This window comes from Mesorhizobium sp. UC74_2 (assembly GCF_042701485.1).
Taxonomy (GTDB): Bacteria; Pseudomonadota; Alphaproteobacteria; order Rhizobiales; family Rhizobiaceae; genus Mesorhizobium.
In genome coordinates this window covers 2,819,383-2,832,948 of record NZ_CP170562.1, presented here as the reverse complement: position 1 = coordinate 2,832,948, position 13,566 = coordinate 2,819,383, and the positions used below count along the sequence as shown (strand labels likewise).

Here is a 13,566-nt window from a genome sequence, read left to right as displayed (position 1 = left end):
TTGTCCGAGCGTCCCAAGGGATACGGAGCGGCTAATTATTTTGCAAGTGCGAGATGGATTTGAGCAAATGCGAAATGGAGGGGCATTTTTCCCCGTTTCTGGATGAGGGGTGCAGGAACTCCACATTGTCCCGACGATCTAACCCTTGCCTTCCGCCCGACAGGGCGCCATAAGCAGGCAACGGCAAACGCCCGCGAGGACCAGCATGGCAGGCTTTCTGACGCAGTTTTTCACCTGGTGGAACGGCCAGACGCTGGGAACGCGTTTCCATACCTGGCGTCATGGCAAGAAAGTTGGTCAGGACGAATTCGGCAACATCTACTACGAGGGTGGCATCAATTCCGACGGGCAGACCCGCCGTTGGGTGATCTATGCCGATAAGTCGGAAGCCTCGGCCATTCCTCCCGGCTGGCACGGCTGGATTCACCACCGTGTCGATGTTGCTCCGGTCAACGAGACATACAAGCCGCGCGAATGGCAGAAGCCGCACGAGCCCAACCTGACGGGTACCGCCGCCGCGTACCGGCCGAAGGGCTCGATCCTGGGCAGCCAGCACCGTCCACAGGTGACCGGCGACTATGATGCCTGGACGCCGGGTTCCTGACTAGACACGGTTCGGGTTCTCGCCACATTTGCCGTTTAGCTGGTTCGCTTCGCCGGAACGCTCTACCTTTGGGCGTTGAGAATCACCTGCCCAAAGACGGGTCGTCCGTATGAGATCTATCAGCCGCCTTTCGACCGGCGCCTTGGCAACAATGCTGGTGGTTGCTTGCCCGCTTGTTGCGAATTCACAGCAGATGCCCTGGGATCCGCCCGCCGGTGAAACGCCTGCCCAGATACCGTTCGAGATCCAGCCAGACGCCAACCAGGGACAGCCTGTCCAGGAGCAACCGGCCCAGGAACCAGCGCCTCAACAACCGGCTCAGGGTGAACAGCCTGGCCAGAAGCAGCCTGCCCAGAACAAGCCGGCTCCCGAGGTGAAGGTTGAACGCGTTGCCAATCCGGTCGCCGAATTTTCCGGCATCGACAAGATCACCGGCCGCATCATCAATTTCGACGTCTATATCGACGAGACGGTGCAGTTCGGTGCGCTGCAGGTGACGCCGCGCGTGTGTTATTCGCGCCCCGGCGCCGAGGCGCCGAAAACGGATTCCTTCGTCGAGGTTGACGAGATCACGCTTGACCGCAAGATCCGCCGTATCTTCACAGGCTGGATGTTCGCCGAAAGCCCCGGCATCAACGCTGTCGAGCACGCCGTCTACGACGTGTGGCTGAAGGGCTGCAAACAGAAGTCCGACGTGCCCGCGCCTGTTGCAGCCAAGCCGTCGTCCAGTGGCGCACCCGCCAAGGTCAACAGCAAGCAGCCCACCAACTGACCGGCCGCTGGCGATCTCAATCTGCCCTTGGGCTGAATGCCGCTTCGCCTTTCAGTGCTGCTGCGAGCATCTTTTCATAGCGGCCGCGCGGTACGTCGACGGCGCCGAAGCGTTTCAGATGTTCGGTGGTGAACTGGGTGTCGAGCAGGGCAAAGCCGCGCTCCTTGAGCCGCTCGACCAGATGGACGAGGCAGACCTTGGAGGCGTCGGTCTCCCGCGAAAACATGCTTTCGCCAAAGAAGACGCGGCCGAGCGAGACGCCATAGAGCCCGCCGACGAGGTGATCGTCGCGCCAGGCTTCGACCGAGTGGCAGTGGCTCATCCGGGCGAGTTGCAGATAGGCTTCACGGATCGGTGCGTTGATCCAGGTCGACTGGCGCTCATCCCGCTGTTCGGCGCAGCCGGCGATTGTTGCTGCGATATCATGGTCGAAGCGGATATCGAAAGGAGCCCGGCGGATCGTCTTGGCAAGACTCTTCCGGAATATGGAAGCCGTCCAGCGGGATGATGCCGCGCTTTTCCGGTCGCACCCAGAACACTTCGGGATCATCGGCACTCTCCGCCATCGGGAAGACACCCGAGGCATAGGCCTTGAGCAGCAGGTCCGTCGGGATGCGATAGCCGGGCGCGAAAGGGCGGGTCATTTCAGCGTTGTGCTCGAGCATGATCTCGAAAAGTTGCTGACTTTTCGGATAAAGATCATGCGCCAAAACAAAGAGATAGAGCCGGATTTATTTCGAATGCATCCGCATCCAACGATGCGTCCCTCGGGGCAAGCGTCGAAGGACGCATTGTCTGTCACTCCGTCTTGGCCAGATATTTTTCCAGCCAGTGGATGTCGTAGTCGCCATTGGCGATGTCGGAGTTACCGACGAGGTCGCGGAACAACGGCAGCGTAGTCTTGATGCCATCGACAACGAATTCATCGAGCGCACGGCGCAGGCGCATCATGCACTCGACACGGTTGCGGCCGTGCACGATCAGCTTGCCGATCAAGCTGTCGTAGTAGGGCGGGATGCGGTAGCCGGAATAGACGCCGGAATCGACGCGGATGCCGAGACCACCAGGCGTGTGGAAATGCGTGATGGTGCCTGGCGACGGCGTAAAGGTGCGCGGGTCCTCGGCATTGATGCGGCATTCAATGGCATGGCCGTTGAACTTGATATCTTCCTGCCGCACCGAAAGTCCGCCACCCGAAGCAACCCTGATCTGCTCATGCACCAGATCGATGCCGGTGATCGCTTCCGTCACCGGATGCTCCACCTGCAGGCGGGTGTTCATCTCGATGAAATAGAATTCGCCGTTTTCATAGAGAAACTCGATGGTGCCGGCGCCCGAATAGCCAAGATCGGCGACAGCGTTGGCGCAGATACCGCCGATGCGGGCTCGCTCTTCCTCGTTGAGGGCAGGAGAGTTGGCCTCTTCCCATACCTTCTGGTGGCGACGCTGCAGCGAACAGTCACGCTCACCGAAATGCACGCCCTGGCCGGCGCCGTCGCCGAACACCTGCAATTCGATGTGGCGCGGCTTTTCGAGATATTTCTCGATGTAGACAGCATCGTCGCCGAAGGCTGCGCCTGCTTCCGAACGAGCGGTGGCGAGCGCGACTTCCAGGTCTGCCTCGGTGCGCGCCACTTTCATGCCGCGGCCTCCGCCGCCTGCGGAGGCCTTGATGATGACCGGATAGCCGATCTCCGCGGCAACGCGTTTGGCTTCCTTTTCTTCTGAGACTGCGCCATCCGAGCCGGGAACAACCGGAATGCCGAGGCGCTTGGCGGTGCGCTTGGCTTCGATCTTGTCGCCCATGATGCGGATATGGTCGCCCGAGGGACCGATGAAAGTGATGTTGTGGGCGGCGAGGATGTCGGCGAACTTGGCGTTCTCCGACAGGAAGCCGTAGCCCGGATGCACTGCATCGGCGCCGGTGATTTCGCAGGCGGCAACGATCTGGTGGATGTTGAGGTAGCTGTCGCGCGAAGGCGGCGGGCCGATGCAAACGCTTTCGTCCGCAAGGCGAACATGCATGGCATCCGCGTCGGCGGTGGAGTGCACGACGACTGTCTTGATGCCGAGTTCCTTGCAGGCGCGCAGCACCCGAAGCGCGATTTCGCCGCGATTGGCGATGAGGATCTTCTGGAACATTCCGTCCGTCCCCGTGCCTTATTCGATCACGACGAGCGGCATTCCGTATTCTACCGGCTGCGCGTCCTCGACCAGTATCGCCGTCACCGTGCCGGCGCGCGGCGAGGGAATCTGGTTCATCGTCTTCATGGCTTCGATGATCAGCAGCGTCTGGCCTTCCTTCACCTTCTGCCCGATTTCGACAAACTGCTTGGCATCGGGCGAGGGGGAAAGATAGGCGGTGCCGACCATCGGTGAGGGCACGGCGTTCTTGGCAGCTTCGGCTGCGCTCGGTGCGGCGGGAGCAGTCGGTGCCTGCGGCGCGGCAGCCTGGGCGAAGACCGGAGCCGGCGCTGCCACCGCGTGCACGGTCGGCGCATGGCGCGACACGCGCAGCTTCAGATCGCCGAGCTCGACTTCGATTTCAGTGAGGTTGGTATCGTTCAGGATACCCGCGAGATCGCGGATCAGCTGCTGGTCAACACCGGTTTTTTTCGTCGTCATGTCCGACCCTTCTTGTTGTCCGCCCATTTCAGATGCGGGCGGCGAGCGCTTGCAGCGCCAGCGTGTAGCCAAGCGGCCCGAAGCCGCAGATCATTCCCACGGCGTGCGGTGCGATCCGGGATACATGCCTGAATGGCTCGCGCGCGTGGATGTTGGAAAGATGCACTTCGACCACCGGCAGCGGGGCAACACCCCGGATGGCGTCGTGGATGGCGATGGAGGTATGGGTATATGCGCCGGCATTGATGACGATCCCGGCAGCAGCTTCGCCTGCTTCCTGGATCCAGTCGACCAGATGGCCTTCATGGTTCGACTGGCGGAAATCGACGGTCAGCCCGAGGTCCTTGCCTGCCTTCACGCAGCCAGCGGCGATGTCGTCCAGCGTCTGGTCGCCATAGATCGATGGCTCGCGCTTGCCGAGCATGTTGAGATTGGGACCGTTGAGGACGAAAACCGTTTTCAAAAATGGCTACCTTTACCCTCGCGCCGAATATCGCCGGCGCGCCGGACCTCTATAATGGGCATAACCGGCGGCGAAAAGAGCGCAAGTGTGATCTTGGCCTGTCCACAACGCCGGTTTGACCGGACTTAAGCTGGTCAAGTCCGGGCGTTCAATTCCGCGAAGCTCAAAGCGTGGGCTTTGCGGCCTTGATCTTTTCGGTCAGAACATCCGCGCCGAGCGCGCCAAACACCACCTCATTGCCGATGACGTAGGAGGGGGTACCCGTGATGGCGAGCTTGTTGGCAAGGTCGTAGGTCTTGGCGAAGCGCTCCATGATGGCTGGATCCTTCATCGCCTCGCGCAGCTTTGCCTCGTCGGCGCCGAGCTCCAGTGCGATCTTGATGGCGGTTTCTTCGGTCGCGCGGGTCTGGCCACCGAGGAGTTCGAGATGGAATTCACCCGCCTTCTCCGGCATCAGCTTCTGGAACGCCTGCGAGACGACATGGGCCTTCTGGGAATCCGGTCCGAGGATCGGGAACTCCTTCAGCACGAAGCGAAGATCGGGGTTGGCTTTGGTGAGATCGGCCATGTCGGCCATGGCGCGTTTGCAGAAGCCGCAATTGTAGTCGTAGAACTCGACGATCGTGATCTTGCCCTTGGGATTGCCGACGACGGTGTCGTACGAGGCGTTGAAGATCTCGTCCTTGTTTTCTTTGATGACGCCGGAAGCAGCGAGCTTCTGTTCCTCCTTCTGCTTGGTCTCCAGCGCATCCTGCACTTCAAGCAGGATTTCCGGGTTTTTCAGGAGGTAGTTGCGGACAATCTCCTCGACCTGGGCGCGATCGAGCTTGGTGTCGGCGGATGCCGGGCGGGTGTCGCTGGCGGTAAAGCCGAAGGTAAAGGCGGCAAGGGCAATGGCCGCTCCGGCGGTGCTGAGCAGATAGGCCTTGTTCATGGTCGTCTTCCTTTGCCTTTCAGGCGCTGCAGCAGGGTCATATCCTGCGGCCCGTGCCGTCTTCAGTTCGATTTCTTGGTTGGCGCCTTGGCACCGATGATGTCCTGTGCACGAACCCAGGCCGGTTCGCCCGGCTTCAAAAGCTTCTGCGCACGCATGGCGAATATTTTGGCGTCGTTGGTGGCGCCCTGGTAATAGTAACCTTCGGCCGTCGCCAGCTCGGCCTTGCCGACATCGCCGAGTTCGCCATAGGCCTGCGCCAGAAAACGGTAGCCGCCGGCGTTCTCGCGGTCACGCTCGAGGCCGTTGGAGAGCTGCGTGACGGCCTGTTTCAACGATTCCGGTGTGCCCTGGGCAAGCAACGCCTGCCCATAGGATACGGAAAGAAGTCCCGATTTCGCCGGGTCGAGGCTGACAGCCTTGGCATAGGCGGAGGCCGCTTCCTTCGGCTTGTTGGCTTTCATCAGGATGTCGCCACGCAACTCCTGGAGGTAGGCGTTCTTGGGCTGTGACTTGATCATTGCATCAGTCTTGGCCAGCGCGGAACTTGGATTGCCGTTCAGGTAGTTCGAAATCGCTTCACCGTACTGCACCGCAACCGCATCGGGATTCTTGCGCAGCAGCCGCGACGTGGCCGCCTGGCCTTGCGTGAAGGCGGCGATCTTGACCCGCATCATGTTGTGGCGCTGCTGCAGGGCAGGGGGATCCTTGGCATCAAGGTAAGGGCTCTTGCTCACCAGTTCCTGCAGGTTCGAGATACGCTCTTGCGGCATCGGGTGGCTGACGCGGTAAGGATCAACGCGCGCGCCCGAAAGCGATAGCGCGCTCTGGAAACGTTGGAAGGTTTTCAACATGCCTGCACCAGACTGGCCGGTGGCGTTGAGATAGGTAATGGCGGATCGGTCCGCCGTCATTTCCTCGCCGCGCTGATAGGCAAGCAGCGAACGCTGCGCCAATTCGGTGCCGCCGGTGGCGAGTCCCATGCCGGCACCTGCCAGGCCCTTGCTGTTGCTGGCCGCGCCTGCCACCAGCGCGCCGGCACCAAGCAGGCCGGCGACGATTGCCATCGTCTTGGCACGCTCGAGCTGTTCACGCAGCCGTTGCTGGTGGCCGCCGGCAATGTGCCCGGTTTCGTGTGCCAGCACCCCGATTACCTCGTTTGGCGTTTCGGCCTGCATCAACGTACCTGTGTTGATGAAGACGCGGCGCCCGGCAACAAAGGCGTTGAAACTGGGATCATTGACCAGAACGATCTGGATGCCGGCATTGGAAAGGCCGGCCGCCTTGAAAATCGGCTTGGCGTAATCGCGCACCAGCGCCTCGATCTCGGCATCCCGCACGACCGGCACGTTCTGCGCAAAAGCATTTACAGTGCCGGAGACGGCGATAGCCGCGCCAAGCGCCAACGTCGCCAGGGCGCGCACGGTCCTTGTGATCGTCTTTCCGGGACGTGAGAGGCTTAGCATGATGCATACACTGGTAGACGAGGCGGTTGACGATGAAAAGCCGGCGCGCGAAAACTTGCTGAACTTGTGATCCCCATCAATCGGGCATTTGTGCGGCACGGTCCGGCAGCCGGCCGCGGATGGCGGGGGCGTCTTGAATAGGAGTTTTGCCCAAGAATGGTTGTTTCATTGTCACGGCGCGGAGACGTCGAGCCGTTCCACGCCATGGATGTTCTGGCTGGTGCCAACAAATTGAGGGCCGAAGGCGTATCGGTGATTTCCATGGCCGTCGGCCAGCCATCCGATCCCGCCCCCGCCATCGTGCGCGAGGCAGCCGCCGCCGCCTTGAAGAGCGGCCGCATCGGCTATACCGACGCACTCGGCCTGGCCGGCTTGCGTCGTGCCATCGCCGACCACTATCGCGACCACTACCAGATCGAGGTCACGCCGGAACGGATCGCTGTCACGACCGGCTCTTCTGCTGCCTTTAATCTGGCGTTTCTAGCCATGTTCGACGCCGGCGATCGTGTTGCCATCGCTGCACCCGGCTATCCGGCCTATCGCAACATCATGGCAGCGCTCGGCATTGAGGTGGTTGAGATCGAGCTGGAAGGCGCAGCGTATCTCCACGCCGAACATCTGGTGAGTGCGCACGCCGAAAAGCCCTTGAAGGGCGTGCTGTTTGCCAGTCCGGCCAATCCTACCGGTGCGGTCATTCCTGTCGAGGCGTTGAAGGCGCTGGTCGAAACGGCGGACCGGCTCGGCATCGCGGTGATCTCCGATGAGATCTACCATCGGCTGGCCTATGGCGCACCCGACACCACCGCGCTGGCCTTTGGCCACGACGTCACGGTGATCAACTCCTTCTCCAAATATTACTGCATGACCGGCTGGCGTATCGGCTGGATGGTGTTGCCGGAAAAACTGGTGAGACCGGTCGAGCGTATCGCGCAGAGCCTTTACATCTCCGCGCCGGAGCTTTCGCAGGTGGCTGCCATGGAGGCCTTTAGGGCGACCGAGCAGTTGGAAGTGGTGAAGGCGCGTTATGCCTGGAACCGTGAACTGCTGATGAAACGCCTGCCCGAACTGGGGTTCGTGCTTGCCGCGCCAATGGATGGCGCGTTCTACGCTTTCTGCGATGTCTCGCGCCTCACCAATGACAGCATGACATTTGCAGGCAAGATGTTGGCCGAAGCCCACGTCGCCGCCACGCCTGGTCGGGATTTCGATCCGCTGCAGGGACATCGCTACATGCGCTTCTCCTACGCAGGCAGCCATGAAGAGATGGTGGAAGCCGTGGCCCGACTGGAGCACTGGCTGAAATAGGCAAGGCCAGGGTGGTCTTACGCCCATCACGATTTCGCGACTGCAGGAACCCGCAGCGGCGGAGTGCGTTTTAGCGTCAGGCAACAACTCATGGAGGCACCGATGCGCGCCATGAACCTTGTCACCCTCGTCCTGATCATCATTGGCGGCCTGAACTGGCTGGTCATGGGCGTTGCGGGCTACGATGTCCTCGGAATGCTGTCCGGAGGCACCGGAACCCCGCTCGCCCGGCTGGTTTCTGTCATCATCGGCCTTTCGGCCGTATGGCAGCTCATGCCGTTCGTACAGGCGTTCAGCGAAGGTGAGGTTTCGGCGGAACGGCATATCCGCCATCACTAAACGCGTCCAAGATGAAAAAAGCGGCGGCACCTGGTGCCGCCGCTTTCTTATACGCTCTGACGGTTTCTCCGCCGAGGCCGGATAGTCGACTCAGAAGAAGCCCTTGCGCTGCCACCAGCCGCCACGCTTCGGCTTTTCTTCGACTGCTTCTTCAGCTTCCGCTTCGACCGTGGAAGAAACGACAGGTGCAGCCGGCGTCTCCGCGCTAGCAGTCTTGCGGCGCGACGCGCGAGGTTTTTTCCCGGCGGGAACATCCTTGGCCTCAGACGCAGCCGTCTCGACGACGATGTCGACGGCCGGTTCGGTCGCGACCTCCGCCGCTGCTGCCTCGGCGGCTTCGGCCTTCTTCGACTTTGCTGTACGGCGCGGCTTTTTCGGCTTTTCGGCCGGAGCTTCCTCCACGGCAGGTGCGGGTTCCGGCTCGACCACCACAGCTTCGGCGACGGCTTCGGCGGTCACGGTTTCGCTGTCGGCCGTGGCAGCAGCCTCTGCCGCATCGTCGCCAGTCTCGCCATCTTCCTTGCGGCTGCGCTTGCCGCCGCGCTTGCCGCGCCGGCGTTTCTTGGCCGGTTCGTCGTCGTTCTCTTCTGCGACAACGATCGCCTCGACCTCCGCCACGGCTTCAACGGCGGCGGCATCACTTTCTTCGCCGATTTCCTCGTCGTCAGCAGCCGCGCCTTCATCGCCTGCTTCCGTGGCCGCCTGATCGCGATCGCGGCCGCCGCGACGACGCCTGCGCCGACGACGCTTGCGGTCGCGCTGGCTGTCGCCTTCGCGTGCCTGTTGCTGTTCCTGGCGGGGCTGATCTTCTTCGGTCTCGTCCTCGTCCTCGACGATGATCTCGTCTTCCGGCTCTTCGGGTTCGACCGGGATCGGCTGCGGCTTCGCCTCTAGGAAGCCTTCCGGCTTCTCGGCGATTGCACCGCGCGCGATGGCATAGTGCTGAGATCCGACGGTCTCGTCAGCTTCGACAGTGATCGTCAAGCCGAAGCGCGTTTCCAGTTCGACCAGCGTGGAGCGCTTGTGGTTGAGCACGTATAGCGCGGTCGCTGCCGGGGTGCGAACGGTGATGTGGCTGCGCGAATCCTTGAGCAGGAATTCCTCGATGGCACGCACGACAAGCAGCGCGACGGAGGAATCGGAACGAACATGGCCGGTGCCACCGCAATGCGGGCAAGGTTTCATGGTCGATTCCAGCACGCTGGCACGAATACGCTGACGGCTCATCTCCATCAGGCCGAAATGCGAAATGCGGCCGACCTGGATGCGGGCGCGATCGTTCTTCAGGCAATCCTTCAGCTTCTTCTCGACAGCCCGATTGTTCCTGTTCTCTTCCATGTCGATGAAGTCGATGACGATCAGGCCGGCAAGATCGCGCAGTCGCAACTGGCGGGCCACTTCTTCGGCGGCTTCCAGATTTGTCTGCAGCGCAGTGTCTTCGATCGAGTGCTCACGCGTCGAGCGGCCCGAGTTCACGTCGATCGAAACCAGCGCCTCGGTCTGGTTGATGATCAGGTAGCCGCCGCTCTTCAGCGTCACCTGCGGTTGCAGCATCTTGTCGAGCTGTGCCTCGATGCCGTTGCGCGCGAAGATCGGCGAAGTATCGCGATAGGGCTGGACCATCTTGGCATGGCTGGGCATCAGCATGCGCATGAAGTCCTTCGCCTCGCGATAACCGTCCTCGCCTGCGACAAGGATCTCGTCGATCTCCTTGTTGTAGAGATCGCGCACCGAGCGCTTGATCAGCGACCCTTCTTCATAGACCAGCGCGGGTGCGGTGGACTTGAGCGTCAGGTTGCGGACGTTCTCCCACAACCGCATGAGGTATTCGTAGTCGCGCTTGATTTCGGCCTTGGTTCGGCTTTCGCCGGCGGTGCGCAGGATCACACCCATGCCCTGCGGAACTTCGAGGTCGGCCACCACTTCCTTGAGACGCTTGCGGTCCTGGGCGTTGGTGATCTTGCGCGAGATGCCGCCACCGCGGGCAGTGTTTGGCATCAGGACGGAATAACGGCCAGCCAGCGACAGGTAGGTGGTCAGAGCGGCGCCCTTGTTGCCGCGCTCTTCCTTGACGACCTGGACCAGCAGGATCTGGCGACGCTTGATGACTTCCTGGATCTTGTACTGCTTGCGCACCGGCCTGCGCCGATCGCGGATTTCCTCGAGCGCGTCCTCGGCGCCAACCGATTCGATCTCGTGATCATCGGAATGAGAGGAGGCCACTTCTTCCAGCGTGCCACGATCGGCATCGGCGGCAGGTGCGACTTCGTCGCTGTGAACGTCCTCAGAGGCGTGAGGCTGTTCTTCACGGCTTTCCTGCGCGACCTCTTCCGAAATCACATCGACTTCGACACTGGCAGCAATCGAGCCGCCTTTTGCGCCTTCTTCGGCATCGCCGTTGTCGTTCGGCTCGACGGTTTCGACATCATCGGCGCTTTCGTCGGCCGCTACTGCCTCATCGCCTGTTTCATCGATTTCGCTGGCTGCGGCGTCACGCTTGCGCTCACCGCGGTCGCGATTGCGTCCGCGACGGCGGCCGCGCCGCCCGCGATTGCGCTCCTGGCGATCGTCGCCATTCTCGCCGTTTTCGTCCTCGTCTTCATCCTCATGCTCCTGCGCTTCGGCGCGCAACAGCGCCTGACGGTCAGCAACGGGTATCTGGTAGTAATCAGGATGGATTTCGCTGAAAGCCAGGAAGCCATGGCGGTTGCCGCCATATTCCACGAACGCCGCCTGCAACGACGGCTCAACCCGCGTGACGCGGGCAAGGTAGATGTTTCCTTTGAGCTGCTTCTTGTCCTGCGATTCGAAGTCGAATTCTTCGATACGGTTACCGCGAACGACGACTACGCGTGTTTCCTCCGGGTGGGAGGCGTCGATTAGCATCTTGTTGGGCATTATTATGTTTCCTCCCGGCAGCCGCCAGCCGCGACCGACGGGATGATGCCCGCTGCCGTGATGCTGTTTGCGCGTGAGTGCCGGATGTTTGTGCGTCCGCAGTGGGCCGCTTCAGGGTCATGGCGGTGCCGCCCGCAGCCATGTTGGCGCGGTTGAATGCGGACCTTTCCAATGCAGTACCTGAAACCGTCAAAACCGAACGGACCTTTTTGAACCTAAGCCCGGAAACCCGGACCAGCTTGTTTTGCTCCTGTCGAGCCGGCGCGGTGCAACCCTTGCCGTTTTCCTGCCGCAGGCACTTCCCCCCGCCTCTGGCGAGCACCTGCGAAAATCATCGCGATCACCTGCATTCCCGCCGCTTTGGCGATGACCTGCCTCTCACCTTGAACCCAGCAGAAAGCTGAGGGGAAAGGTTGTCCCTGGATTGCAGTGACCCACCATCGCTTTTATGATTTGACGCGTAGGAAGGCAACCCCGATTTCCATGCCGGCAAAGGGCTGTTCCCTCAACGAAATCGCTCTTGAAAAGGCTTGGTTAACCTTCTCTGGATACCAATCGTTAATCGAGTTTACCGCTTAAGCGCGTCTTCGACCGAACAACCGGGCTGGTTCGATGAATCGGCGGCGACTGGAATTGAGATGGGGCTGAAAGCAATCACGAACAAGAGGCTCGGCGGCTGGGTCGGCGTACTATGCTGCGCTCTGTTCGTCGTGTTCGCGAGCCTGATCCTTCCGGCGATTGCGCGCGCCGCCGAGGTTCCGCTCGCAGCGACCGGCTACAAGATGGCCGGTGACGCCACCAAGATGCGCGTCGTCGTCGATTTCGATCGCGAGCCAAATCCGCGCTGGTTCCTGCTGCGCGGTCCGCACCGGCTGGTCATCGATGTTCCCAACTCCAAGCTGGCTTTCAGCGCCAGGGATCTCAAAGCCCGTGGGCTCATCAAGAGCGTGCGTTATGGCCAGATCGAGGCGGGGGCTTCGCGGCTGATCCTGATCAGCAAGGGGCCGTTCCGCGTCGACAAGCTGGATGTGCTCAAGAACGAAGATGGTTCCGGCTATCGCATGGCGGTCGACATCTCGGCCGTTTCGGATCGCGAGTTCGATGCGGCACTCGCTGACCAGGCGGTGACGACGGCCTCGACCGTTTCTCCGGACAAGCGAGAGCGTCTCGCCAAGCCTGTTCCTGCTGCAGCCTCCCACAAATTCACCATTGTCATCGATCCCGGCCATGGTGGCGTCGATGGTGGCGCCGAGGGATTGAACGGTACGGTCGAAAAAAATGTCACCTTGGCCTTCGCCAAGGAGCTGCGCGACAGGCTTTTGGCGGAAGGCAAATATGACATCTCGCTTACCCGCGAGGACGACACCTTCCTGCGCCTGGATGACAGGGTGCGTATCGCCCGACAGCGCGGCGCCAATCTGTTCATCTCCATCCATGCCGACACCATTCGCCTGAAGGGCATCCGTGGCGCCACGGTCTACACCGTCTCGGACAAGGCCTCCGATCCGGAAGCGCAGGCCCTGGCTGATCGGGAAAATCTGTCCGACCAGTTCGCCGGCATGGAGATCAAGGAAGACAGTCAGGAAGTCACCGATATCCTGATCGATCTGATCCGCCGCGAGACCCATTCCTTCTCGATGAGTTTTGCCCAGACGCTGGTCGGCGAGCTCGGCAACAGTGTCGGGCTGATCAACAACCCGCACCGCTTCGCCGGCTTCCGCGTGCTCAAGGCGCCGGACGTGCCGTCGGTTCTGGTCGAACTGGGCTATCTGTCGAACGCGAAGGACGAGGCGCAACTCACCAACCCGGAATGGCGTGGCAAGGCGGCCGACAGCATCAGCAAGGCGGTGTCGGCTTTTGCTGCGTCGCGGGTCAATGCGGGCGGATAAGCCTGCTGAAATGGGAGCAGGGCGCTGTTAGCCTTTGGCAGCGTTGCACCTCGACAACACCGGGTGTTAATATTCCGGCCGATTGGCCAGGAAATTTGCGATTGCCGCAATTTACCCACATCGCCGCGACAATGGGTGGCGAACGGCCGGGTGGTTCCCGAGCCTTGCGTGGCAGGCAGTATCGTTTATGGCGTCTCATGCAAGGGCAGGACGCAAGGATTGCCGTAGCGTATGAAGCGGCGCAGGAGCGCCGGGAAATCGATTTCGATTC

At 61.3% G+C, this 13,566-nt stretch carries 11 protein-coding genes and 1 pseudogene; 5 read left to right on the top strand and 7 right to left on the bottom strand.

Annotated elements, in window-relative coordinates; genetic code table 11:
* Positions 1-205 precede the first annotated feature (205 nt).
* Positions 206-604 (top strand): NADH:ubiquinone oxidoreductase subunit NDUFA12, encoded by a 399-nt coding sequence (locus ACFJIU_RS13780; protein WP_129415701.1) that lies wholly within the window; start codon positions 206-208, stop codon positions 602-604.
* A gap of 109 nt (positions 605-713) precedes the next feature.
* Positions 714-1,376, top strand: a complete 663-nt coding sequence (locus ACFJIU_RS13775; RefSeq protein WP_379072351.1) for a DUF2155 domain-containing protein — start codon at positions 714-716, stop codon at positions 1,374-1,376.
* Between the two features lie 16 nt (positions 1,377-1,392).
* On the opposite strand, the pseudogene aat reads toward ACFJIU_RS13775, so the two are convergent.
* From aat to ACFJIU_RS13745, 6 genes and pseudogenes are all read right to left on the bottom strand, one after another.
* Positions 1,393-2,020, bottom strand: a pseudogene (aat, locus tag ACFJIU_RS13770) (leucyl/phenylalanyl-tRNA--protein transferase).
* A 154-nt stretch (positions 2,021-2,174) separates the two neighbouring features.
* Positions 2,175-3,518 (bottom strand): acetyl-CoA carboxylase biotin carboxylase subunit, encoded by a 1,344-nt coding sequence (gene accC, locus ACFJIU_RS13765; protein ID WP_379072348.1) that lies wholly within the window; start codon positions 3,516-3,518, stop codon positions 2,175-2,177.
* Between the two features lie 18 nt (positions 3,519-3,536).
* Complete coding sequence (accB, locus tag ACFJIU_RS13760) at positions 3,537-4,001, bottom strand: acetyl-CoA carboxylase biotin carboxyl carrier protein (RefSeq protein ID WP_379072345.1); 465 nt, start codon at positions 3,999-4,001, stop codon at positions 3,537-3,539.
* A gap of 28 nt (positions 4,002-4,029) precedes the next feature.
* The gene (gene aroQ / locus ACFJIU_RS13755) at positions 4,030-4,464 is read right to left on the bottom strand and encodes a type II 3-dehydroquinate dehydratase (RefSeq protein WP_379072342.1); all 435 of its coding nucleotides are present in this window, start codon (positions 4,462-4,464) and stop codon (positions 4,030-4,032) included.
* A 163-nt stretch (positions 4,465-4,627) separates the two neighbouring features.
* Entirely contained in the window at positions 4,628-5,398 is a 771-nt protein-coding gene (locus ACFJIU_RS13750; protein ID WP_326895698.1) for a DsbA family protein, read from the bottom strand.
* 62 nt (positions 5,399-5,460) lie between these two features.
* Complete coding sequence (locus ACFJIU_RS13745; RefSeq protein ID WP_379072339.1) at positions 5,461-6,864, bottom strand: M48 family metalloprotease; 1,404 nt, start codon at positions 6,862-6,864, stop codon at positions 5,461-5,463.
* Between the two features lie 156 nt (positions 6,865-7,020).
* On the opposite strand from ACFJIU_RS13745, the gene ACFJIU_RS13740 reads away from it, so the two are divergent.
* Positions 7,021-8,169, top strand: a complete 1,149-nt coding sequence (locus ACFJIU_RS13740; RefSeq protein ID WP_379072336.1) for a pyridoxal phosphate-dependent aminotransferase — start codon at positions 7,021-7,023, stop codon at positions 8,167-8,169.
* A 102-nt stretch (positions 8,170-8,271) separates the two neighbouring features.
* Positions 8,272-8,508, top strand: a complete 237-nt coding sequence (locus tag ACFJIU_RS13735) for a DUF378 domain-containing protein (RefSeq protein WP_129415695.1) — start codon at positions 8,272-8,274, stop codon at positions 8,506-8,508.
* Positions 8,509-8,598: 90 nt separating this feature from the next.
* On the opposite strand, the gene ACFJIU_RS13730 is transcribed toward ACFJIU_RS13735, so the two are convergent.
* On the bottom strand, positions 8,599-11,406 hold the full coding sequence (locus tag ACFJIU_RS13730) for a ribonuclease E/G (protein WP_379072334.1): 2,808 nt from the start codon (positions 11,404-11,406) through the stop codon (positions 8,599-8,601).
* A gap of 638 nt (positions 11,407-12,044) precedes the next feature.
* Between ACFJIU_RS13730 and ACFJIU_RS13725 the strand changes: the two genes are divergently transcribed.
* The gene (locus tag ACFJIU_RS13725) at positions 12,045-13,295 is read left to right on the top strand and encodes an N-acetylmuramoyl-L-alanine amidase (protein ID WP_379072331.1); all 1,251 of its coding nucleotides are present in this window, start codon (positions 12,045-12,047) and stop codon (positions 13,293-13,295) included.
* The last annotated feature ends 271 nt before the right edge of the window (positions 13,296-13,566 follow it).

Coding starts and splice junctions, on each gene's coding strand:
- ACFJIU_RS13780 (WP_129415701.1), top strand. CDS start 206: ATGGCAGGCTTTCTGACGCAGTTTTTCACCTGGTGGAACGGCCAGACG.
- ACFJIU_RS13775 (WP_379072351.1), top strand. CDS start 714: ATGAGATCTATCAGCCGCCTTTCGACCGGCGCCTTGGCAACAATGCTG.
- accC (WP_379072348.1), bottom strand. CDS start 3,518: ATGTTCCAGAAGATCCTCATCGCCAATCGCGGCGAAATCGCGCTTCGG.
- accB (WP_379072345.1), bottom strand. CDS start 4,001: ATGACGACGAAAAAAACCGGTGTTGACCAGCAGCTGATCCGCGATCTC.
- ACFJIU_RS13750 (WP_326895698.1), bottom strand. CDS start 5,398: ATGAACAAGGCCTATCTGCTCAGCACCGCCGGAGCGGCCATTGCCCTT.
- ACFJIU_RS13745 (WP_379072339.1), bottom strand. CDS start 6,864: ATGCTAAGCCTCTCACGTCCCGGAAAGACGATCACAAGGACCGTGCGC.
- ACFJIU_RS13740 (WP_379072336.1), top strand. CDS start 7,021: ATGGTTGTTTCATTGTCACGGCGCGGAGACGTCGAGCCGTTCCACGCC.
- ACFJIU_RS13735 (WP_129415695.1), top strand. CDS start 8,272: ATGCGCGCCATGAACCTTGTCACCCTCGTCCTGATCATCATTGGCGGC.
- ACFJIU_RS13730 (WP_379072334.1), bottom strand. CDS start 11,406: ATGCCCAACAAGATGCTAATCGACGCCTCCCACCCGGAGGAAACACGC.
- ACFJIU_RS13725 (WP_379072331.1), top strand. CDS start 12,045: ATGGGGCTGAAAGCAATCACGAACAAGAGGCTCGGCGGCTGGGTCGGC.